Origin of the sequence: Legionella sp. PATHC035, from assembly GCF_026191115.1 — a bacterium.
Lineage (GTDB): Bacteria > Pseudomonadota > Gammaproteobacteria > Legionellales > Legionellaceae > Legionella.
In genome coordinates this window covers 1,154,975-1,178,532 of the sequence record NZ_JAPHOT010000001.1, presented here as the reverse complement: position 1 = coordinate 1,178,532, position 23,558 = coordinate 1,154,975, and the positions used below count along the sequence as shown (strand labels likewise).

Here is a 23,558-nt window from a genome sequence, read left to right as displayed (position 1 = left end):
GCATAGAAAAAGGAGTTGATATGCTGTCCAAGTTAGAGAGTACTATTAAAAAAGAACTTCCATCTCTAGAGTTCAACTTGATCCCAGGTACGGATTTAATATACACCCGTAATGCCCATGGTCCTCGTCTAGAGGCTCTGAATACCGGAAATACTTTGCGATTAGGATATTATGGTCTTGTTAATTCGGAGGATATTGGCGGCAGGGATGTAGAAAAATTATTGCCTTGTCTGCAAGCAGAGCATCAAATTACTTCAATACTCGCGAATAATAGTGTTATAGATGATGCTGGTGCCATATTAATCGCCAATTTCCTAAAAAATAATACTTCTCTTCGAGTTTTAGATATCCATGCCAGTCAAATCAGTGAAGACGGTTTACTGGCAATCATCGACGCCTTGAAATCAAACGATTCCCTAGAGTATCTGAATATAAGAGCAAATAAGATTACCAATAAAGTATTAGAGAGCCTTTCTCTTACGCTTCAACATCACAATACTCGTTTAAAACAAATTGAGCTAACGCAAAATAGTGATCCAGCGGAAAAAGCTTTAAACCAAGGTTTACTCACCAAAATTTACGAGCAACTACCTATTAATCTCGAGACGAGAAAAAAAGAAGAACAAGAAAGACAAATTGCGTTAATAGCCATTGACGCAGAATCGCAGAAAGATGGCGAACTTGAAAAAAGGTTACCGAAGGAGGTAATTGGTGTTATCTCCTCCTATTTTCGCTCTCCACCTCAATCAAAACCTGGTGAGCCTAAGGAGGATGCGTCACCTAGGGTGGGTCCTAAGTAGTCATGCTGGCTAGGCGTACAGCCACAGCGTTTGAGGATTTGCCTTTAAACGAGTAAATAATACCCTGAAAATTTTTCTTAACGGAATTATTCGCCAATATCCTCGCTCCATAACTTACTATTTTGAATAATGAAATGTCGCATCATGCTGATGCATTCTTTATTCTGTAAGACCTCAAGTTTGACTCCATGAGAGGTTAATAGCGATTCTTCTCCCATAAAAGTTTGATTTTCTCCAATCACCACATAAGGAATCTTATAAAGAAGAATGGCTCCACTGCACATGGCGCAAGGAGAGAGTGTAGTGTATAAAATAGATTGCTCATAAACTTGAGCTTGCTGTCTACCCGCATTCTCTAACGCATCCATTTCAGCATGAAATATAGCGCTTCCTTTTTGGACTCGTTGATTATGTCCGCGTCCGATGATCCTGTTTTGATAAACAAGTACAGCACCAATGGGTATTCCTCCCTGGGCAAGACTTTGCCGAGCTTCTTTTATCGCTTCCTCTAAATATCGTTGATGGGGCACTGACATGGTTATCCCTTCATATGACAGTAAGATCTGGATATTCTCCAGCATTTTGAGTACTAGAAACAAGAACCAATAGTAATAACTCATTAAAAATCTTGCGAAAAGTTCGATTTTCAGTTTGATAGGGGGCAATTCTACAGAAAATCAAATGGTGATCCGAGTGATTAATTGGGTTAAATTTTTATATTGCACTGAACAAGATGATGGGAATGAGATTGTGACACTTGGAGCTATAATGCGCCTTTCTATAAATTTCATAACCTATTGATTTATATGGTCGGAGTGACAGGAATTGAACCTGCGACCCCTGCCTCCCGAAGGCAGTGCTCTACCAGGCTGAGCTACACTCCGTGTTAGAGTCGTACTATATAACATGGTTTACATTAAATTTCTGGGATTCACCGTGCTGCGCCCAGGCTTCTTAAATCAATAACTTCTTTGCAAGGCGAATTGAGCCAAATTGATCAGTGCCTCTTTATATTTTGAATTAGGTAGCATCATCAAAGAGGATAACGCCCTGTCAACTTCTTGGGCGGCGATGTTCTTGGTGTATTCTATCGCTTTGGTTTCTTCGAGGGCCAGAAGAATATCCGGGAGAAAATCCAAGGTGCCTTTTTTCAGACTTTCTATAATTTGTTGTTTTTGCAGTTCGGTACCATGCTGTAATGCGTGAATTAAAGGCAAGGTAGCCTTACCATCAGCCAAGTCGTCCCCTATATTTTTGCCGATTGTTTTGGCATCAGAGCAATAATCCAGAGCATCGTCGATAAGCTGAAATGCATTACCCAGATGCAGGCCATAGGCATACAGACTGTCTTGCACTTCCTTGGATGCCTTGCTGATGATCGGACCTATACAGGCTGCAGCTGCAAATAAGAGCGCTGTTTTTGCTCGAATTACATCAAAATATTCATCAAAAGTTAGCGTAGGATTATGACGGTTTGATAACTGTTTTACTTCACCACAGCTGATCTCAAGAGCTGTCTTGGCAAAAAGCTTGAGTACGTCTGGGTTACCAGAATCAACAATTAATTCAATGGATTGAGTGAAAAGGTAATCACCAACCAAAATACTTGCTTTGCTACCCCAAATATCATTTGCCGTCTGCCGTCCTCTTCTTAAGGTGGATTCGTCGATGACATCATCGTGTAGCAGCGTGGCTGTATGGAAAAACTCCACCATAGCAGCCAGAGTAATATGCTCTTTACCTTGATAACCACATGCATTACTTGCTAAAAGAACTAACAATGGACGCAGTCTTTTGCCGCCACTTTCTATGATATGGTGGGACATGTCATCAATTAAACCGATTTGTGATTCGATTTTATTAATAATAAGCGCATTAACTGCATTAAAATCGTCACTAACCAGCGTGCGTATACTGTCAATCGACATTGTTTGTCCTCTACGATTCAATCAGCAAATGCTAAGGTTTGTGCATACGAATTGTCAAGTAAAAGTAGGTTTAACTTGTGAGTACCCAGCCACACGTTCGACCAAGGGATACGATCTTTTTCTTGGGTTATTCGCTGCACACGAGCTTATACATTAAACCGAAAATGCATGACATCGCCATCGCAAACCACATAATCTTTACCTTCCAGACGTAATTTTCCGGCTTCTTTTGCCCCTTGCTCACCTTTACATGTGATAAATGCGTCATAGGCAATGACCTCTGCTCGGATAAAGCCTTTTTCAAAGTCCGAATGGATAACGCCTGCTGCTTGTGGCGCAGTAGCTCCTTTAGGAATAGTCCATGCTCTTACTTCTTTGATGCCGGCAGTAAAATAAGTTTGCAAGCCTAATAACTCATAACCTGCACGAATCACGCGATGCAATCCGGGTTCACTTAAACCTAAGTCTTCCATGAATTCTTGGCGATCTGCTTCATCTAATTCAACTAATTCTGCTTCAGTTGCAGCACATAGAGCAACAATACTGGCTTTTTCTTGCAACGCCAAATCACGAACTTGATCCAGTAAAGGATTGTTTTCATAACCGTTGTCATCGACATTTGCAATATAAAGTACGGGTTTTGCGGTAAGCAGAAAAAGGCGGCGCGCAATAGGTTCTTCTTCAGCACTCAATTCTAAGGTGCGGACTGGATAACCTGCATCAAGATGCGTCTTGATTTTTTCCAGGGTTTTCATTTCAAAAATTGCTTCTTTATTACCACTACGACTGTTTTTTCCTGCTTTCAATATGGCTTTTTCAAGAGTTTCCATATCGGCTAAAGCAAGTTCTGTATTAATGACTTCTATGTCACTTAGCGGATGTACTTGACCTTCGACATGGACTACGTCGGTGTTTTCAAAACAGCGTACTACATGGGCAATGGCGTCCGTTTCACGAATGTTAGCCAAAAACTGATTTCCCAAGCCCTCACCTTTAGATGCCCCTTTGACAATACCAGCAATATCAACGAATTGCATGGTTGCTGGGAGTACTTGTTGTGGTTTCACTATCTCACTCAAAGCATCGAGACGAGGATCTGGAACAGTAACTATCCCAACATTGGGTTCTATTGTACAAAAAGGATAGTTTGCCGCTTCAATACCTGCTTTGGTGAGTGCGTTGAACAGTGTTGATTTACCAACATTGGGCAAGCCCACGATGCCACATTTAAATCCCATGTGTAGTACCTCTATTATTAAAACGAATGTGAGTTCAATATAGAACGTCATACCCGTAAAAATGTGGGGCATTTTGTACGGAGCCATTCTACATAATTCAGTTCAATCTAAGAAAAAAGTAATCTTCTCAGATTGAACTCACCTTATATCTATACTAACTGCTACCTTGGATTAAGCTGCATTCAAATTCTACCCAGAATTTTTTTGCATCACCGATAAGCAGTTTTTAAACATTCAATTGATTCATTGCTCTGGCTAAATCACCTGAGAATATTAAAGGCATTACTGCCACGCCTCTATCAATTGCATCATAAATTAACTGTCTGTCTTGTGCAGCGGGTTTACTGAGCACAAATTGATGAACTAAATCTCTATGGCCAGGATGACCTATTCCTATTCGTAAACGGTGAAATTCTGTGCTGCCTAGTTGAGCTATTATATCTCTTAAACCATTATGACCACCATGGCCTCCACCTGATTTAAGTTTAATGCGTCCTGGTGGTAAATCCAGTTCATCATGAACGACCAATATTTCTTCAGGTGAAATTCGGTAAAATTGACTGATAAGTCGGGTAGGTTGACCACTATGGTTCATAAACGTCAGAGGCAAAACCAGCTTGCCTGAGTGCTGATTTAATTCCAAATCAGTCAGTTCGGCCTGCATTTTTTTTTCCAGCTTAAAAAAAGCACTGTGGCGCTGAGCTAAGGCGGAGACGAACCATCCACCAGCATTATGTCGAGTATATTCATAAGCTGAGCCTGGGTTACGCAAACCAATGATAAGTTTAATGGCCATGATATAGCTCTTGATAGGGGTTGGTGCTTATGTAGCCTAGGTTATACTTCGCTTAACCAGGCTACATTTTACTACGTGTTATATTGATTCAAGCACACTTGAATGATTACTCTTCGTCTTTTGCAGCATTAACAGTAGGTACCTCAGATGCTGAAACCTCAGCAGCTTCTGATGCTTCTTCCTCTGATGCGCTTGCTCTAGGCATGTGAATGCTCACAACTGGAGCGTCATGACTACCATCGGCAACATCAACAGTGAGTTGTACCCCTTTAGGCAATTTTAGGTGAGATAGATGAACCACCTCATCCATTTGAACATTGGACATATCTACTGCGATAAACTCAGGTAAATCTTTTGCCTGACAACGTACCTCAACTTGAGTCATGGTATGGTTAATAATACCGCCCGCTTTAATGCCAGGAGCTTTGTCTTCATTGATGAAATGAATAGGTACTAGTTTAACCAGAACGTCGGTTTTAGAAACGCGTTGTAAATCCATATGCATCACAACGGGTTTATAAGGATGACGTTGCAATGCCTTCAAAATAACATGTTCGACTTTGCCATCAACTGTAATATCAAAAACACTGGAATAGATACTTTCAGTTTCCAACGCCTTAACTACTTTATTATGCTGAAAGTGAATTGACATTGGCTTTTTATCCCCGCCATAAATAACAGCAGGTACTTTATTTTCAAGACGACGTAGGCGGCGGCTCGCACCTTTCCCCATATCCGTTCTTGTTTGTGCTTCTAAAAGGATGTTTGACATTGTATACTCCAAAGTTTATAAGTGTACCCTATCTAATCCGCGACCAGATTAAACACCGGATTATCATTTAAAAAATCCGGAAAGGGTGGCGAAGTATACAATATTTTAAAATGAACTTGAAGTCATAGGCATAATTTCATAGAATATGCGACTTTATTGAATTTGTGATAGCCAATCAGGCGAGTTGGAGAAAAATTATGTATGCGGTAATCAAAACTGGCGGTAAGCAATACACCGTGAAGGAAGGTGATGTGTTGAAAATTGAATTACTGCCTGAAGATGTTGGCAATGAAATACAATTTAAAGAGGTACTCATGTTGGCTGATGGCGATAAAATCGTCTGTGGTACTCCATTAGTTGCCAAGGCAACTGTGAAAGCTGAAGTGCTTGATCATGGCCGTCACAAGAAAGTCAAAATTATCAAGTTTCGTCGTCGTAAGCACCACATGAAACAAATGGGGCACAGACAATATTATTCGCAAGTTAAAATTACTGCGATAAGCAAGTAAGAGAGGATAGCAATGGCTCATAAGAAAGCAGGTGGTAGTACTCGTAACGGCCGCGACTCGAATCCCAAGTACCTTGGTGTGAAGCGTTATGGCGGTCAATTTGTTAACGCGGGTGAAATAATTGTAAGACAACGTGGCACACGTTTTCATCCAGGACCTGGTGTTGGTTGTGGTCGTGATCACACCTTGTTTGCCTTGGTTGAAGGTTTGGTACAATTTGTTGTTAAAGGTGAAAAAAATCGTAAGTATGTAACTATCATTGCAGAACAAAAAGAAGAAGCTGCAAACTAGTTAAGTTACATGACTACAGCCAGGATTCTGCGCAGAGTGGACTTGGCTTTTTATGATGTGTTTCGGATCATGAATTTTATTTTGTAATCCGAATGACACCTTATACCTATATGCAATGTTATTAACCCCGGCAACGGGGTTTTTTTTTATTTCGAGGTTGGTCATGAAATTCGTTGATGAGGCAGTAATAAAAATAGAAGCAGGCCATGGAGGAAATGGTTGTCTTAGCTTCAGACGCGAAAAATTCATACCAAAGGGTGGCCCTGATGGTGGTGATGGGGGCGATGGCGGTAGCGTTTATTTCGAGGCAAGTACGGATTTGAATACCCTTGTCGATTTTCGTTACATGCGTCATTACAAAGCGGGTAATGGCCAGCCCGGTATGGGCGGAAATTGTACTGGGAAAAAAGGCGATGATTTAATAATAAAAGTACCTGTTGGTACTATGATTTATGATGTAGATACTGGGGAATTGCTGGGTGATATTAAAGAGCCCGGTGTGCCGGTGTTAATCGCTCAAGGTGGATTTCATGGGTTAGGGAATACACGCTATAAGAGTAGTGTGAATCGCTCTCCAAGACAGACCTCTCCTGGAAGCCCAGGGGAAGCACGACATTTACGACTCGAATTACGGGTTTTGGCTGATGTAGGTTTATTAGGCTTACCTAATGCTGGGAAATCAACTTTAATTCGTGCCGTCTCGAGTTCAAAGGCTAAAGTCGCTGATTATCCTTTTACGACATTACATCCCAGTTTAGGTGTGGTCAGCGTTTCTTCTCACAAGAGTTTTGTCATGGCTGATATCCCGGGGCTCATTGAAGGAGCTTCTACAGGGGCCGGACTTGGTCATCGATTTTTAAAGCATCTTTCCCGGACCTGTGTATTACTTCATGTAATTGATGTTGCCCCTGTTGATGAAAGCGATCCGGTTGCATCAGCGAAAACAATTATTAATGAGTTAGCAGAATATAATCCAGAGCTGTTACAAAAACCGCGATGGCTGGTATTGAACAAAATAGATATGTTGCCTGATGCAGCAAGCAGGGAAGAGCGAATACAAACCATAGTTAATGGTCTGAATTGGAAGGATAAAGTCTTTGCTATTTCAGCGATCAGCGGTGAAGGAACACAACAGTTGTGTTATTCACTGATGCAGCTGATTGATGAGATGAAAGAGTCTGAAGCATAACCATTCGGCAGCATGTTCTACTACTGCAGCAGTACGATAAGGTATATTATGGGTTTCATGACCTTTCTGCTCGTGATTGCTGTAGTCAATGACTAATTTTGTGGTTCCTCGTATTGGTTGTTGTTGCCAATATTCGGCTAAGCCGGTCAGATGAAAAGATAATTTATTTTGATGCAGACCACTAAAATCCAATAAATGATGGATATGAGGCCTGGTCAGCAATAATTGCAATAAACCACCTGTGGCTTCGTCAATAATGGTTATTGGTTCATTAATTTGCGCGATTAATTCACGTAAATTTTCAGAAGCTTTTTTATCTATGCCACTAATGATATGTGGTTCTAAGATAGGATCAACAATAGCTTGTATTTGCGCGACACGATTCGGCATACAACGAACCTTAAATTCGATATAAGGTGATTCCCAGCGATAACCTGTTTGACAATCAATATCCTGCAGCGCATCTTCCAATTTTTGGGCAATTTCACTTTCTGCCAAGCCAAAAATTCGCCACTTAAGTATTTGTTTTTGACTGTGACTCGTTTGCTGTAATATGGGTAATACATATTGATTAAACATAGGCAAACATTCTCGTGGCGGGCCAGGTAATAAAAAAAACTTTTTATTATTCCAAGGGTAGTAACACCCTAAGGCACTGCCGAGAGGATTGGGTAAAAGTTGAGCATCTTTAGGGAAGAGACTTTGTTGAATATTCCCTGGATTAAGATTGAGATTTGCATCACGTAGCCGGCTTTTTATATGTTCTAGAGCGATAGAGTGCTGAATTAACTCCTGACCTGTAAATTGAGATAGGGCAAAGCGGGTGAGATCATCTGTGGTTGGCCCAAGCCCGCCAGTGATAATTACAATGTCATGCTTCTGGGTCAAGAACTGCAGACAGTTGATGATATCATCCACTTTGTCACTGCATGAAACATGAAAACCTAAAGACAAGCCTTCAGAGCTTAACGCGTGGGCTATATCACGCCCATTCGTATTTAAAGTATCACCATGAACTATTTCATCACCGGTTGCTAAAATGCCTAATGTCATTACCTGTTTCCGAGTATTCACTATGAATATGATTTTATAGCATAATTTGAAAAAACTGTAATAGTTGTTGACATTTATCTGCAAATTGCCTAATAACTAAAAAAGGTGGTTCTTTTTAAGATAGCTATCCATCGAACTACCTAATTTTTACGGTTTTTGTATGTGAGGAGAAATTATGGAATTTTCAAGCCGTTATGTAGCGCATGTACCTGACGCTCAAGGGTTTGTTAATTATTCTAAAGAAGAACATGCTATTTGGAATATTTTATTTGAAAGACAAATAAAATTATTGCCAGGAAGAGCTTGTGATGAATTTCTAGCTGGTTTAAACACGTTAGGCATTCAATCTGAGGCAATTCCACAAATTCCAGATCTAAATCAAAAACTTAAAGCAGAAACGGGTTGGCAAGTGTCTGCAGTTGCCGCGTTAATTTCTGCTCGCGAATTTTTTGAGTTATTGGCAACAAAACATTTCCCCGTAGCTACATTTATTCGTAATGAAGAAGAATTGGATTATGTCAAAGAGCCTGATATTTTCCATGAAATTTTTGGTCATTGTCCTATGCTGACGGACAAAGTTTATGCCGAGTTTGTTTATGATTACGCTCAGAAAGTATTAACTTTTCCTGAGTCCGATTGGCCGTTATTGCAACGTATGTTTTGGTTTACTGTTGAGTTTGGCTTAATTAACAGCATAAAAGGTCTGAGAGCATATGGAGGTGGGATACTGTCCTCGATTAGTGAAACAGTATACAGCGTGGAAAGCGATATTCCGCTGAGAGTCATGTTTGATCCAATAGCTGCATTTCGCATGCCCTATCGTATTGACATGTTACAACCTGTTTATTTTGTAATTAATGACTACCAGGTTTTATACGATTTTGTTTTATCAGATTTAGGTAAACTTATGGCTCGAACCCGCGAATTAGGGGAGTTTCCGCCGCTTTTTAAGGTAGATCCAAATAATCCTAATATTCATATTCGAGCGTGTTAAAGGTATACATATTGTAATGAGCAGCCAGTCTTGTTAACATCGAGCAACCTGTTTGTTCATTGGCTGTCTTAAGTCAAGGAGCATTATTTGATTAAAGTACTAATTGTTGATGACCATGCATTGGTTCGAATGGGGATTCGACGATTACTCGAAGATATGTCGGATGTAGAAGTAGTTGCTGATGCAGAAAGTGGTGAGCAAGCTTTGGCATTAGTCAAAAAACATTCCCCCGATGTTGTCCTTTTAGATATGAAAATGCCTGGAATTGATGGCTGGGAAGTAACACGTCGTCTAAAAAAATCAAATCCCCACGTTAAGGTTATTGCTGTAACTGCAATGTGTTCTGATGTGTTGCCTACTCGAGTTTTACAATTGGGTGCCATGGGCTATCTGACGAAGGAGTCAGGCGCTGAAGAAATGGCGGCTGCGATACGTAAAGTTGCTAAAGGCGAGAGATATTTAAGTGCTGAGATTGCTCAAAAAATGGCGATCAATAGTTTGGAAGAAGTACAAGGCTCACCTTTCGATGTGTTATCTGAACGCGAAATGCAAGTCATGTTAATGATTACGAGTGGTATGAATGTTCAGGAAATAAGTGACCGACTATTCCTTAGTACTAAAACGATTAATGGGTATCGTTACCGTACCTTTGAAAAATTAGGTATTAAAAACGATGTAGAGCTTACTTATTTGGCTCTAAAGCATGGAATTATAGAAAATCCTATCGATCTGGCATCAGAAGATTAAGAGCTTTGTAGCCCGGATTAGCGCTGCATAGTTCGGGATTTCTGTATCAATAGAGATTACCCATATCGGATTATGCTGCGCTATTCAGGGTTACACAGTTGCACTCCAGAGCACAATTAATTACTGCTATGATTATTAAATGAATATTTCTACTGAATTAGCGTTGTTTCTCACCAAGTTACCTAATGAACCCGGCGTTTATCGTATGTTGGATGCAGCAGGGAATCTTCTTTACGTGGGTAAAGCATCCAATTTAAAAAAACGGGTTACAAGCTATTTTAATAAACAAAATACAGGCATTAAAACACGTTCTTTGGTGAGTCAAATCGCCAGTATAGAAATTTCGGTCACGCGCAGTGAAACAGAAGCTTTATTATTGGAAAGTAATCTGATTAAGACATTGAAACCAAAATACAATGTTTTGTTACGCGATGATAAATCCTACCCATACATCCATCTTTCCAATCATCCTGATTTTCCACGCATTGAAAGTTATCGTTCAAAGAAAAAGCCTCTTTCAGGAGATTTCTTTGGTCCTTATCCCAGTAGTGGCGCGGTGAAGGAGACGATAGTAACCATTCAAAAAGTGTTTAAAATCCGCAATTGTCGTGACAGTTATTTTAATGCACGCTCAAGGCCGTGTTTGCAATATCAAATCAAACGATGCACCGCTCCATGTGTCAATTATATAACGCCAGAAAATTACAAGCGATCAGTACAAGATGCCATGCGATTTTTACAAGGTAAGTCCCAATTAATTCTTGATGAACTTGCTAAGCGGATGGACAAAGCAGTAACTGAATTAAATTTTGAAGAAGCAGCAATTTTAAGGGATCAGATTAAAAGTTTACGTTTAGTCCAAGAACAACAGGGCGTGTTACAGTTACGAGGCGATGCAGATGCTATTGCCATTGAGGTAAGTCCCGGTTTTGCTTGTGTTCAGTGCGCGACGATTCGTGAAGGCCAAGTATTGGCAAGTCAGTGTTACTTCCCCTCGGTGCCCCAAAAAGGCTTAGATGATGAACCCAGTATGGATGATTTATGGCAACAAACTTTTGATGCTTTTGTAGGTTTCTATTATTTAGATAGTCCGGAGAAAATCCCTGCGTTAATTATTACGAACCATGATTTAGTGGATCACCTATCATTGGAAGAAGCCTTATCACAACAACGAGGTAAGCAGTGTAAAATTCAAATAAATCCTCGCGGTATAAAATCCCGCTGGATGGATTTTGCACTGAATAATTTACGTGTTTCGGTAGCTGATTACGTGACAAAACATTCTACAATGAAATCTCGTTTTCATGAATTAGAACAATTTTTAGGATTGAAAAAGCCTATTGAACGCATGGAATGTTTTGATATCAGCCATACCCAGGGTGAAGCAACTGTGGCATCATGCGTTGTGTTTGATCATGAAGGCCCTAGTCCTGGCGAATATCGACGATTTAATATTGAAGGAATTACTCCTGGAGATGACTATGCTGCAATGGAACAGGCCATTACTCGTCGCTTTAAACGGTTAGTAGAAATTCAATCATTGCCGGATGTATTAGTTATTGATGGCGGAAGGGGGCAAGTCGCTGTTGCTGAGAAAGTATTACTTTCTTTAGGTATCTCGACAGTGATCTTACTGGGTGTTGCTAAAGGACCTTCACGAAAGGCTGGATGGGAAAAGTTGATTTTAGTCCATGAGGCACGCGAATTGACCCTACCCGATGATTCCAAGGCCTTACATCTGCTTCAACATATCCGTGATGAAGCGCATCGATTTGCTATAACGGCTCATCGTAAAAAAAGACAAAAAAAGAGACTGGATTCAACGCTTGAAGATATTGAAGGCGTTGGGGCAAAACGCAGACAAGCATTGCTTCATCGTTTTGGTGGGATACGAGAGCTTGCTAAGGCACCCATAGACGAAATTGCCAAAGTATCAGGGATTAGTGAACACTTGGCTAAACGTATTTTTCTTTTTTTTCATGGAGAAAAAGTTTAATCAGGAGCCCCGTCATTCTGGGTGCCTGACACCTAGGCTATCAGCAATAGATCAGAATATTATTTATAACCCTAGCAAAAATCCTAATATTCGTACTAAACTAAAATTAGATATGCTCGAATAATAATTAGAATAAATTGATATTTAAGCACAAATCTTGCATGTAAAAAAATAAAAGTAAGGTGAGAGGGGGGGCATATGTATAAATTACTTTCAACTGCATTGTTGATGTTTACGGTTGCTGTTGCGAATGCGGCTAACTTTTATGGCACTGGATTATGCGGTTACCCACAGTATGATTGCGTTAAGGTTGAGGCTGGACAAAGTTGGGAAACCTTATTTCCAGATGAAAAACAACGCGATATCGTCCAAAGAATCAATCGTACTTATAATCCTTTATGGACGGGCAAAATTATTGCGGTTCCAAAAAATCTGGCTTACCTCACTGTTTTTGACGTGTCTCCTTTTCCGCTAAAAATTCCAAACGAACATCAAAAGCAAATAATTGTTGATCAGGACAAATTGGCTTACGCAGCCTATGATGCTGAAGGGAATTTGGTGATATGGGGGCCAATTTCATCAGGAAGAGACAGGTGTCCGGATGCTAATCGTTCTTGCCGCACTTTAACTGGGATCTATCGCGTATTTAGTAAGGAAAATGAAAAATGTGTCTCCGATGTGTTTCCCATAGGTAAAGGTGGCGCGAAGATGCCTTTCTGTATGTTTTTCCATAAAGGCTTTGCATTACATGGTTCTCCAGACATACCTGGAGTAAGAGCAAGTCATGGTTGTGTACGCATGTTTACTCAGGATGCCAAATGGTTAAATGAGAACTTTGTTGAGTTATCCAGTGAACGAAATAATTTTAGGGGTACAACAGTTATTGTTCGTCCAATCAATGACAGTGAGTGAGAAAAATGATGAATACAATTAAAAAAATCACTTCGATTTCATTAATGTTTTTCTTAGGGTCAATGTCGACACACCTTGACGCAGCCCAATCTAAAAAAATGGATCCTAAAGAGGCGCAAGCTAAAGCAGAAAAAGAAGAGGCTCGATTTCCGATAGGATGCAGGCCCGTGGGGTATAAGGAAAGTTTAAAAGTATTGTCTCTTTACCCTGGAAAAGAGGGGGCGTTACAATCCTTGTATTTCTTCTTCAATCAATTACCACAAACGGTGAGTTTGTATCAAATGCGAGATGAAGACAGTCAGTATACTACCCGATACAATCATACAATAGGTGGCCGTCAATGGGCGGCATTAGCCACAGGGGAGCCCTTAGTCAAATTTATTTGTACATTGGGTGATGGTAAAACTTCCTATGGAAAAATTATTGATTGTGCTGATACGATAAAGGTCTGTGAGTACGTCAATGTAAAATTTGGTTTAAATAATAAAGGCAATTTTTGGATAGTCGATGGCACTACAAGAAATGGTGCCGTTAATGAGGTAGTGCATTACGGCATAATACCTGGGGTATAAATCTGAACACATAATGATAAAAATTCAGGTGAAATTGCTGTGCAAAGAGGGAGAATCTTCATGAAATCGCTAGTACCTTGGGTATGTTTATTCGTTGCATCAGCCAGCCAACATGCTTTTGCTGATGATTTTAGTGCCTATCGATTAGGGAACTATAATAAAGCGATAGAGCCTTTAATGAATCAATCAGGGAAAAATGCAGTTGCTGATTACTACTTGGGACGGATTTATCTTTATGGATATGGTCAACTTAAAAATAGTCAGTTGGCCATACGCTATTTTACCCAATCGGCACAAAAAGGCTATCTTCCTGCTATCCAACTTATGGCCAGATACACTTTATTGCATGAAAAGGATCCACAACAAGCTTTTACATGGTTTAAAAAGGCGGCGGATGATGGTGATGTAGATGCCCAAATGTTTACGGCGGCGGCATACAGATATGGAGTTGGAGTGAAACGCAATGAGGATGCGGCAACTCGCTATTACATCAGTGCGGCAAAAAATGGTAATTCCCTTGCCCAATTTACTTTAGCCAAGAATTTTATTGACAGTCGTAATGCATCAAATAAAAAATTAGGTCTTATCTGGTTAAATAAGGCGGTGGCCAATGGTAATCCTCAAGCGATAACTCGATTAGGGGAGTTATATCTTGAAGGGAAATTGGTTGATAAGGACGAAAAGAAAGGTGAAGAATTATTAACCCAAGCAGCAACTCAAGGTTTTGCACCCGCAATGGTTGCTTTGGGTGAATTGGCTTTGCACCAAAACCAAAAAGAACAAGCCTTGAAATGGTTTGGTCAGGCAACGAAACAACAGAATGATGAGGCGTATTTAGATCTAGCTCATAATTATTTGGAGCCCAAAAGCCCCATTTATGATCCCAAAACTGCCTTCATGTGGACCTTAAAAGCGGCTCAAGATGGTTTGCCACAGGGCAAACGTGAGTTAGCTGAAATGTACCAAAAGGGAATAGGCGTGGATGCTGATCCGAATTTGGCCAAGCAATGGCTAAATCAGGCGAATCAAGATGACAGTGCAAAAAATCAAGAGGCTGCTTTGGCGCAAGCAGCACTGTGGTTAAGTAATGGTACAACAGATAAATTGGAGCAAACTGATTTTCAAATGAAGGGCATACTAAGTGCTTGGCATAATCCTACGGTATTAGGTGATTTCGCTTATAACCAGGCACCCCGATTGAAAAAGATAATGCGTCAGTCTGTTTTTAAACCCCAATTTGAATTAGTCCAACCTAACGATGTTCCTATAACCAGTTACTATGATGCGATCTTGAATAAAACTCCTGGCTTCCAGGCGAATCAATGGACATACCCACTTTATCCTTTGGATCAACAGTTATCTGCTTTAGAAAGAACAAATACTCCAATATTTGCACAATTAAATCTTCCTGCACCTTATATCGATGCCAATTATTATGATTATGATGATTATTCACAAGCCAGTATCATGGATTTATGGACTCAAGGCTGGCAAGCACAGCTTAATTATATGTCGGTATTTAATCATTTATATTTTAGGGCGATCTTAGGTGATGCCCAATCGCAATTTCAAATAGGGCAAATGTTTCAATATGGTATTGGTGTGGCGCAAAGTGATGCGTCAGCTATTATTTTTTATCAAAATGCAGCCCAACAGCAACATTTAGGGGCCGAATACAATTTAGGGCTTTTATATTTACAGCATGCCAAGGATAAACAAGGTTATCAGCTGGCATTAAATGATTTAACGGATGCTGCGTTTAAAGGCAATAAAAAATCTCAATATGTATTGGCTCGAATTCTTTCACAAGGCATCACTGGCCCAGACGGTACAGTATTCATTCAACCGAATCAAGAACAAGCAATGTCTATGCTGTATCTGGCTGCCGCCAATAATTATGGTCCTGCAGAATATGAGTTGGCAGATAATTTGGCACGTCAAAATGATAGTGGCTTAAGTGTGAATGTCAGAAAGCACAAAATAGCGATGATTCGTCAATTGTATCAAGGTGCAGCAGATCGCGGAGTTTCTCAAGCGTTATTACCACTCGCCTTTTATAACGCTATGGATCAGGATAAACAAAGACAAGCACAAGCTTTTCGAGTTGCTAAGGATCAAGCGGCTACTGGTGATGAAAGTGCTGCCTTATTATTGGGCTTGCTTTATGACCGGGGTATTGGTGTACAAGCCGATCCAGGCCAAGCAATTAATTGGTATCAACAATCGGGTCAAAATGCAGTAAGTGATTTTATCTTGGGAACGTATGCTGCTGAAGGAAAAGGACTTCCTCAAGATAAGAATAAAGGGATAGCGAAATTACAGCAATCTGTTGATGATAAATTCTCTTACGCAGATTTTAATATGTCCGTACTACGCAAACAAATCGGACAAGACTTTTTGCCTGATTTGATCAATTCTTATAAATTAGGAAACAGTCATGCCGGAATCGTTTTAGCTGATTATTATTTAGCAGAAAACTCTGATCCGGAAAAAATGCAAGAAGCAAAACAAATTTATACCGGTTTGGCTGAAAAAGGTGATCAGTACGCCCAATTGAAATTGGCTTTTATGCTGGAAAAAGGTTTAGGTTCTGAACCTAATCTGACAGATGCCCAACGTTGGTATACTGCTTCTGCGGAACAAGGAAATCCTCTGGCACAGTATTTATTAGGCCAGTTTTATCAATTGGGTGAGAGTGGAGAGCCTGATTATAACTTGGCGAAACAATGGTATGAGAAAGCAGCCAAAGCTCTGCCTGAGGCTTCTGTTGCCTTAGGTTTTATTGATGAAACAGTCAATGATAATTATGTTCGGGCATTAAAAAATTATGAACAAGCTGCTGCCAAAGGTGATGTTTTAGGGGTATACAATTTGGCGCTCATGTATTTATATGGCAAAGGAACTCCAGTTAATTATCAGAAAGCCAAAGATTTATTTGTTGAAGCAGCAACTCATCAAGTTCATGAGGCAATGAATCAATTAGGGGCAATTTATTTTAATGGTTTGGGACAGGCTCGTGATACCCAACAAGCTCTAGCTTGGTATAAAAAAGCAGCCGATTTAGGGAATGCGAATGCACTTTACCAGTTAGGATTATTGTCTGAAACGGGAGTTTCTACCAAACTAGATTTCAATAACGCGCTCAAATATTACCAACAGTCTGCAGATAAAGGTAACGAAAAAGCGATGTTGGCTTTAGCAAGAATGTATCATTACGGGTTAGGAGTTGAAAAAAACCCAAAAATCGCAGCAAGTCTTTATGAAAAATTGGCTGCACGTCAAAATGCGTACGCACAATACCAATTAGGTACTTATTATCTCGAAGGTACTGCAGGTGAGCGTTCCATTACTAAAGGCAAGCAATTATTACAGCAAGCCAGTGATAATGGCAGCCTCCAGGCGCGTAAACTCTTGCAAAGAATGGAGGCACAAACTCAGGCTCGTGTCAGTTTTATTGAGCCTGTACTGATGAATAGAGCCCCTGCTACTGCAGATCAAGCTGCTGATTTTATGTATCTGGAAGCATTAAATGAATGGAATCAAGGGGATGAAATCTTATCGCGTATGATTTTACAGCGTTTAGTGACTCAATATCCCAATTTTGCACCAGCAAAACGTACTTTCGATCAATTGAATCAAGCACGAAGAGTCAGTATTTATGGTTAGTTAGTCAATTCCCCAAGTGAAGTAATCCTTCATCGCCATTAAAAAGCTCCTCTTCCAGCAGTGGGAGAGGGGGAGTAGGGGGGAGGTGTTTATTGTCGCAATATTCTCATCCGCCCTGACAGGCACCTTGATAATGATCTTATCCTCAGCAGTTATCTATTCAACAAGGTCCATCCAAAGTAGCAGCGTATTCGTCATATAAATTGGTTTTCATTGATGAAGCAGGTGTTGATAAATTTATTTCAAGAGAATAAGTGTGGAGTATAAAGGGTCGGAAGGATATTGGTGAAGTTTCTGGTAAACGCTTTGCCAGATCCAGTTTTATTGATGGATTAAGGGCGAATCAGGTGGATGCTCCTCTTTGTTTTAACGGAACTTGCGATACGGTTTTATTTAATTTTTGGTTAGCGTATTGTTTATCCCCAACTCAGTTTGCGTTTTAAATTTTATTTTTTCACCCAACGTGATTGGGCACGGTGAACAAAATGACAGAAAATAACGGAACCGAACCCTATGAGCCCACCTAATATAACATGCGTCAAGCGTTCTGATGCAACGCTCGCTGAATGCGTGACTAACATCACTGTTGTTGCAACAAAGAAACAACGAAAAGAATACGCAATGACATAACGACGGAAGGCAACTAAAGTTAAGAAAATGCCACAAATGGCAAAGGTCAAAGCAAAAGGCGTGCTGGGAATAATAAATCCGAATAAAATACCTAAGGGAACACCTAGTGATACACCAATAACACGTTGACTCAATTTTTGTGGCGTTGTCATTACATTACCAGTAACGACACTGGCAGTCCCCCAAATCATCCACTGTCCATTTTGCATCTGAAAATATTCAACCAGAAATGCTGAAATACAAACGGCGATTGCCATTGCAACCATGCTTTCAACATAAGGATTTTGCTCGCCAAGATCATTCAAACCGCCTAATCGCAATGGGTGATAATGAATCTTACGTTTCTTATAATATGCGCTTATTTCATCGAATTGGGCAAGCAATAACGTAGGAACTAATGCAATCAACAGATAGGGTAAAAATTGAGGAGCCTGCTGTAACATCACTGTATGATTAGTCTCCGCAGCAAATTCTGTAGCAAGAATAATGGCAGGAATAAAAGTCCAACTCCCTAAAGGACGAAGCCTCTCGCCCTTTATCGTAACCAAAATTACTGTCGTAGCAGCGAGGGTGCAGGAGACAATATACAGCACTGGCATAAGCTGGGTTAAAAAAAGTAAGTAAAACATTCCAACAATCATGCAACCATGAAGCAATACCCCTAATGCAGTAAGCTCAAGTCGTTCCTCTACAATGAGCGTTGATATAGTTAAAACAGAAGATTGAAGCCAAATCGAGTTATTGGTACTCAAATAGAGAAGGGCAAAGGGTAACAATACGATAATACCCCGCAGTAAAGACCCTATCTGAATTTCATCTTTTAATGCTTGTATCGTCTTGGAAATAACGTGCATTAGATCCCTTTGAGTTCATTTACTGTGACAATTTGTGCTATTTTTTCCATTAATTGGATAGAAAATTGATGTTCCTCCTGATTCGCCGCCGCACAAATGTCTTCAACAATACATACTTTATAATCACGATCATGAGCATCGCGAGCCGTGCTTTCTACTGCCCAGGAAGTACTGACTCCTCCCAGTATTACTCGTTCAATTTGGTTTGCTCGTAGCGCCGCATCAAGTGCAGTCCCATAAAATGCGCTCACTCTTGGTTTGACCATTGTTAAACTATTGCCAATCAGTAATTCAGGATGAAACTCTGTTCCTTTAGAACCAAGTTTTAGAGCATCCAACACATTTACTTTACCAAAGATAGGCGAATGCTTTGGTTGTTCCGTATAATCCGCACTAAAACCCACTTTCACCATGATGGTTAACCAATTCTTTAATATTGCAATTTCAAGAACTTTATTTACCTTTTTAATTATATCACGCTCTTGGGCATGTGCGGCTGAACGCGCTATTTTGCCTTGTGGATGCATAATATCAATAATATAGTCCAGACCTATAAATGCAGTACGCATCGTATTAACCTCCATCAAATACTCCTGAATATCAGTAAAGAAAGCACATTTTTTTGATTCCATAGTAACACTAAGTGTGCCTGATTTTATTTACTTGAATTTTCTTTAAAACGACTAGCCTCTATTTATTAAACTTTTGTCATTCAAGTTTCTTCATTGTTTCATATAAAAAATCAATTTTTTCATATTGTCCTTCTTGTATAAATCATAACTCAGACATAATTTGATGAATTATTAATCAATAATGATTTAACTGTGCCTAGTGGAAATACAAAATAGTGATCGGGATCTTCCAAATCAAAACCTCGAGTCATGTACAAGCTGATATTTCAAGTAATAATAATTTAGTTCAGGAAAATAAAACCTATCAATTGATTCACTCCAGAAAAGAGACCGATTTAGAAGGGGATAATTTTTTATGCTATGGAGAGGGATACTGCATTCTTTTTTAGTTTAGTAATCGTATTGCGCGCATCATCAGCACTGGCTTACGATGAACCGCTTGTGAATCTGGGGTTTAGCAGTTTTTATGATGGAAGTCCTCCTTGATTTAAACCCATAGAGAAATTTTGGACAAATCTCAACAATAAAATTAGAAAAGCGATCCCTCATTTTGAAACTCTCGCTCAAGCTATTGCTCATGTCGATAAATCGTTCATTTGAAAATCAAGGGGCTATAAAAGCAACGGATTTCAGTCGCTCCCCTTTTTATATGGGACAAATTCTTGCATCTTTTTAAATTTTTACTCAAAATATCCTTTGATTCATCTAGTTGTTTAACGGAATGTCTAACAAATAACAGGGGATGTTGAGATGAAATATACGGTAACTTTTTGCGTTTTTGATCATACAGTAGGTGGAAATCCTTTTTGGCATGGTTCATTTTTTCTGTCCAAATTGAATGAAAGCAATCAGTTGCTGGAGGTTGTTGAAACCTGGGGTTTTTACGGTGTTACCAGTACGGGAGATAATAGCAGTCGTTTTGAACAATTTAAAAGGAATCATCATTTAGATGTTGACTTCCAAGGCAATCACGGGATGCTGATCAATGAAGAAGTTCGCTATATGCATCTAGGTCATGGCTTGTATGGAAAAACCTTTGAGCTGACGCAAGAACAGTTCGAAGCGTTACAAAAGAAATGCACCAAGGCAGTTTCAGAGCAAGAAGCGGCTATTCGTGAGGTTGTAGGTGATGGCCAAAATTTCAAAGTCGATCCTCAAAGGCCAGGGCGAATTTACAGGGAAGAGGCATACTCCAAACAAATTTTTCAAATCGAACAAACCAAGGCAAAAATAGAAGGCCGCCCCTCCCGACTGAAACCTTTTGATTTTCATTTATCATTGGGGTTTTGGAAGATGCAATTTTATGGATATGCATTTTGGTTCCCTATACCCAGCCTTGAAAATTCCAATACCTGTAAAACCAGGGCCGTTTCCCTTTTAGAAGGTATCCTAACTGAGGAACAGCTTGCTCCATTTAAAAACTCCTCTTTGCCTCGATTTATTCCTGGTTTGGAGCCTATTCTATTGCATAGCGAAGGTCCACTTCGCACACATACCAAGGCATCAGGTAAAGAAGTATTTTATCGTGATCAAAAACAAGATAAAGAAGTGAAATTATATTGGAGTGTGCCACCTCAACTCTGTGATGTGTTAGCAGAGGATACTAGAGGCTTATTTAAAGTCGATGAAGAATACCGTCAGGAAGTGAAACAGGTCGTGAGCCGGTTACAGCGTTTGGAGTGGTCAATAAGGAATGCATTTGTACCGATACACGATGTAGAAAAAGAAAAAGTATTACGGAAATATAAAGAGGATTTAATTCAGCAAATTATTGCCTGCTATAAAGCGTTTGCCGTTATTGAACCTAAAAATGAAACGAAAATATCAGGTTGGCAAGGCTTCGCTCTCTCCTTATTTTCCTTACCCAAAAGTAGAGAGGAAAAAAAATTACAAGATAAAATTCATCAAGCGAATAGGTTGTTCAACTCGCTTTATATGGCAATAGTTGATGAATGGACAATCGATTTTGACTCCTTATTTGAGGAAATTAAGGGGAGTGAGCTTAAAAAGAGAGGGGATGAGGTGGATTATAATGAGCCTGAGGCGTTAGTATCTTATTTATCAATAGAAGATAAGAAAAATATATGTAAGATAATAGGAAGAAATTATTTAGAGAATGACGAAGAGACTCGTTTGACTGTCGGTTCAACTGCATAATTTTTATTAAAGTGTAACTGTTCTGAATTCAAAAACAGTTACACTGAATTCTCATTGAAACAATCAAATCTCGTCGTTCAATAAATTTTCTTGTATCTAAATTCATATGGTATCATAATAAAAATTAATGCTGTCTTTTTTTAGGCCATATTTACATGGGTGATCCTCAAGATCTATTCCAATCAGATTTTTTAACTATCCCATTAGATAAGTATCAAGGTGACCACTCGCCTGTTCTTTTGAAAGATGAGCTAAGTTGGTTGATTGCTCAGCTGTATCATTTTGTAGCAGAATCCCCTAATTCCACTTTGTTAATGCAAAGTAATTTTTCCTACTGGATAACTTATGCACTTCAATGTGCTGTAAATACCTATGATGCTGAAGCGGCACAACAAATTTGCACTCTTTTTTATCAATTAAGCCAAGATTCAAGTAGTTTAATCTTAATTTTTGAGCAAACGCTTGGTGGAAAATTTGCAGGGCAAACTGTTGCTTATGCATGGATGGACCAGCTCTTTTCCGCAACATATGACCCCAGAAATACCTCAGTGGTCATAGCCATTAATTATATTTTTAGCCAGTTATTAGCCCAAAAAGGTGACGGATTTTCTGATGTGGTGACAAAAAACATCACTGAGGGGAGTGAGAAGGGAAAAAACGCAATTCTTGTATTGGCTCGTGCTTTGGCAAATAGTGCTGAGGCATCTGAAAATCAGCATACAGCTGAATTAATTGCCAATTTATTGAGAAGTTTCGTTAAAAAATCTCCGTTTATTCTAGGCATCTCTCTAACTGAAGAAATAACACATGGTTCTTTTAAGGGAAAAAGCGGTGTCTATGTTTTGGTCGGCGCAATAAGGCAGGCGGTAGAGTATCAACCCCATCTAATACCAATAGTTGGCGATATTTTGATCGATGTGATTGATGTAGTTCCTAACGAGTTAAGCAAAGCCCTATGCAAAACTCATGAACAAGGTCCCTATAAAGGGAAAAATACCCTGCACATTATTCTTGTTTCGCTTGTTTCCGCTGCCTACCTCAATAAAAACTTAGAATCGGTAAGCGTTTTAATGCATGTAGTGCATAAAGTGTGGAAGAGCAATACAGATGGCAAAGTTACTTCAGCATTGTTGCACTCCATTGAAACTGGGGAGGATGCCAATATAAATGGAGTGATGATGATCGTACGTGCCATGCGCGCGGCAATCGACCATCAACATCAAGTAGCCCCATTTACTGATTTTTTAATTGATTTTATACAGAGTGACCCTAACGAGTTAGGTGATGCTTTTACTCATCATGCGCCTGCAAGTAATCTACGCGATTATACAGTTTCACCTTTAGTAGTTTTAATAAATACATTTCAAAGTGTTAACAATGTAACTCTGAAAACAAGCTTGCGTAATGTCATCAATAAGTTAGCTGATTCTAAATCAGCACTTGAAATGCTTCTTTCTTTATCTGGGGATGCAAAGTTAATTTTTATTGAAGAGTTAGCGCAAGTGTATTCTCTTAATCATAAGCAGGTAACCTGGCTTGCTCAAACTGATAGTCAGCAACTCAAAGCAAGCTCCACTACACTAGATTCTTGTTTTTTTTTGACAAAAAATAACTGGGGTAGAGGCCAACATTTTTTTGTAACACCCTACGTTTCTATGGATAAAGGAAAAAAAGAGCTCCAAGATAAAGAAGATCGATGTCTACAGGATGACGGGAGGAGAAATGCTAATGGTTTTAGCAGTCCTTAACTTATATGCAGAAACAAACTTAAATTCTAGAGCTAACTTGCTGTTTATTCAATGAAAAAATAAGTGGTTGTCCA

At 39.5% G+C, this 23,558-nt stretch carries 21 protein-coding genes and 1 tRNA gene; 13 read left to right on the top strand and 9 right to left on the bottom strand.

The window, feature by feature from the left end:
- Nucleotides 1-20: 20 nt before the first annotated feature.
- Nucleotides 21-800, top strand: coding sequence for a hypothetical protein (locus tag OQJ13_RS05270; protein WP_265709678.1), 780 nt, complete (start codon nucleotides 21-23; stop codon nucleotides 798-800).
- An 86-nt stretch (nucleotides 801-886) separates the two neighbouring features.
- Here OQJ13_RS05270 and OQJ13_RS05265 read toward each other — a convergent pair whose 3' ends face one another.
- From OQJ13_RS05265 to OQJ13_RS05240, 6 genes are all read right to left on the bottom strand, one after another.
- Nucleotides 887-1,420, bottom strand: a complete 534-nt coding sequence (locus OQJ13_RS05265; protein ID WP_265709676.1) for a nucleoside deaminase — start codon at nucleotides 1,418-1,420, stop codon at nucleotides 887-889.
- Nucleotides 1,421-1,607: 187 nt separating this feature from the next.
- A tRNA-Pro gene (locus tag OQJ13_RS05260) sits at nucleotides 1,608-1,684 on the bottom strand.
- A gap of 75 nt (nucleotides 1,685-1,759) precedes the next feature.
- Nucleotides 1,760-2,728 (bottom strand): polyprenyl synthetase family protein, encoded by a 969-nt coding sequence (locus tag OQJ13_RS05255; protein ID WP_265709674.1) that lies wholly within the window; start codon nucleotides 2,726-2,728, stop codon nucleotides 1,760-1,762.
- A 146-nt stretch (nucleotides 2,729-2,874) separates the two neighbouring features.
- Nucleotides 2,875-3,966 carry a redox-regulated ATPase YchF gene (gene ychF / locus OQJ13_RS05250; protein ID WP_265709672.1) on the bottom strand — a complete coding sequence of 364 codons (1,092 nt, stop codon included), beginning with the start codon at nucleotides 3,964-3,966 and terminating at the stop codon, nucleotides 2,875-2,877.
- A 226-nt stretch (nucleotides 3,967-4,192) separates the two neighbouring features.
- Nucleotides 4,193-4,762, bottom strand: a complete 570-nt coding sequence (gene pth, locus OQJ13_RS05245; protein WP_265709671.1) for an aminoacyl-tRNA hydrolase — start codon at nucleotides 4,760-4,762, stop codon at nucleotides 4,193-4,195.
- 106 nt (nucleotides 4,763-4,868) lie between these two features.
- Entirely contained in the window at nucleotides 4,869-5,534 is a 666-nt protein-coding gene (locus OQJ13_RS05240) for a 50S ribosomal protein L25/general stress protein Ctc (RefSeq protein ID WP_265709669.1), read from the bottom strand.
- 197 nt (nucleotides 5,535-5,731) lie between these two features.
- Between OQJ13_RS05240 and rplU the strand changes: the two genes are divergently transcribed.
- The 3 genes from rplU to cgtA all read left to right on the top strand — a co-directional run bounded on the left by rplU (nucleotide 5,732) and on the right by cgtA (nucleotide 7,523).
- Complete coding sequence (rplU, locus tag OQJ13_RS05235) at nucleotides 5,732-6,043, top strand: 50S ribosomal protein L21 (RefSeq protein ID WP_028381047.1); 312 nt, start codon at nucleotides 5,732-5,734, stop codon at nucleotides 6,041-6,043.
- Between the two features lie 12 nt (nucleotides 6,044-6,055).
- Entirely contained in the window at nucleotides 6,056-6,334 is a 279-nt protein-coding gene (rpmA, locus tag OQJ13_RS05230; protein WP_265709668.1) for a 50S ribosomal protein L27, read from the top strand.
- A gap of 163 nt (nucleotides 6,335-6,497) precedes the next feature.
- Nucleotides 6,498-7,523: an Obg family GTPase CgtA gene (cgtA, locus tag OQJ13_RS05225; RefSeq protein ID WP_265709666.1), complete on the top strand. Its 1,026-nt coding sequence runs from the start codon at nucleotides 6,498-6,500 to the stop codon at nucleotides 7,521-7,523.
- Here the strand turns inward: cgtA and OQJ13_RS05220 are convergent.
- Nucleotides 7,479-8,576, bottom strand: coding sequence for a competence/damage-inducible protein A (locus OQJ13_RS05220; RefSeq protein WP_265709664.1), 1,098 nt, complete (start codon nucleotides 8,574-8,576; stop codon nucleotides 7,479-7,481). The two genes, cgtA and OQJ13_RS05220, sit on opposite strands and share 45 nt — an antisense overlap.
- Before the next feature lie 175 nt (nucleotides 8,577-8,751).
- Here OQJ13_RS05220 and phhA point away from each other — a divergent pair, with 175 nt between their 5' ends.
- From phhA to OQJ13_RS05185, 7 genes are all read left to right on the top strand, one after another.
- Nucleotides 8,752-9,570 (top strand): phenylalanine 4-monooxygenase, encoded by an 819-nt coding sequence (phhA, locus tag OQJ13_RS05215; RefSeq protein ID WP_265709663.1) that lies wholly within the window; start codon nucleotides 8,752-8,754, stop codon nucleotides 9,568-9,570.
- A gap of 87 nt (nucleotides 9,571-9,657) precedes the next feature.
- Nucleotides 9,658-10,317, top strand: a complete 660-nt coding sequence (gene letA, locus OQJ13_RS05210; RefSeq protein WP_058510655.1) for a two-component system response regulator LetA — start codon at nucleotides 9,658-9,660, stop codon at nucleotides 10,315-10,317.
- Between the two features lie 139 nt (nucleotides 10,318-10,456).
- On the top strand, nucleotides 10,457-12,313 hold the full coding sequence (gene uvrC, locus OQJ13_RS05205) for an excinuclease ABC subunit UvrC (RefSeq protein WP_265709661.1): 1,857 nt from the start codon (nucleotides 10,457-10,459) through the stop codon (nucleotides 12,311-12,313).
- Nucleotides 12,314-12,511: 198 nt separating this feature from the next.
- The gene (locus OQJ13_RS05200; protein ID WP_265709660.1) at nucleotides 12,512-13,225 is read left to right on the top strand and encodes a L,D-transpeptidase; all 714 of its coding nucleotides are present in this window, start codon (nucleotides 12,512-12,514) and stop codon (nucleotides 13,223-13,225) included.
- Between the two features lie 8 nt (nucleotides 13,226-13,233).
- On the top strand, nucleotides 13,234-13,797 hold the full coding sequence (locus OQJ13_RS05195) for an endopeptidase IV (RefSeq protein ID WP_265711891.1): 564 nt from the start codon (nucleotides 13,234-13,236) through the stop codon (nucleotides 13,795-13,797).
- A 60-nt stretch (nucleotides 13,798-13,857) separates the two neighbouring features.
- Nucleotides 13,858-17,463 (top strand): tetratricopeptide repeat protein, encoded by a 3,606-nt coding sequence (locus OQJ13_RS05190; RefSeq protein ID WP_265709659.1) that lies wholly within the window; start codon nucleotides 13,858-13,860, stop codon nucleotides 17,461-17,463.
- A 254-nt stretch (nucleotides 17,464-17,717) separates the two neighbouring features.
- Nucleotides 17,718-17,906, top strand: a complete 189-nt coding sequence (locus tag OQJ13_RS05185; RefSeq protein ID WP_265709657.1) for a hypothetical protein — start codon at nucleotides 17,718-17,720, stop codon at nucleotides 17,904-17,906.
- 3 nt (nucleotides 17,907-17,909) lie between these two features.
- Here OQJ13_RS05185 and OQJ13_RS05180 read toward each other — a convergent pair whose 3' ends face one another.
- Nucleotides 17,910-18,947: an FUSC family protein gene (locus tag OQJ13_RS05180; protein WP_265709655.1), complete on the bottom strand. Its 1,038-nt coding sequence runs from the start codon at nucleotides 18,945-18,947 to the stop codon at nucleotides 17,910-17,912.
- Nucleotides 18,947-19,579 carry a cysteine hydrolase family protein gene (locus tag OQJ13_RS05175; RefSeq protein ID WP_265709654.1) on the bottom strand — a complete coding sequence of 211 codons (633 nt, stop codon included), beginning with the start codon at nucleotides 19,577-19,579 and terminating at the stop codon, nucleotides 18,947-18,949. Before OQJ13_RS05175 ends, OQJ13_RS05180 begins: the two co-directional genes overlap by 1 nt.
- 750 nt (nucleotides 19,580-20,329) lie before the next feature.
- On the opposite strand from OQJ13_RS05175, the gene OQJ13_RS05170 reads away from it, so the two are divergent.
- Nucleotides 20,330-21,736: a hypothetical protein gene (locus OQJ13_RS05170; RefSeq protein ID WP_265709653.1), complete on the top strand. Its 1,407-nt coding sequence runs from the start codon at nucleotides 20,330-20,332 to the stop codon at nucleotides 21,734-21,736.
- Between the two features lie 155 nt (nucleotides 21,737-21,891).
- Nucleotides 21,892-23,484 (top strand): hypothetical protein, encoded by a 1,593-nt coding sequence (locus OQJ13_RS05165; protein ID WP_265709651.1) that lies wholly within the window; start codon nucleotides 21,892-21,894, stop codon nucleotides 23,482-23,484.
- Nucleotides 23,485-23,558: the final 74 nt, after the last annotated feature.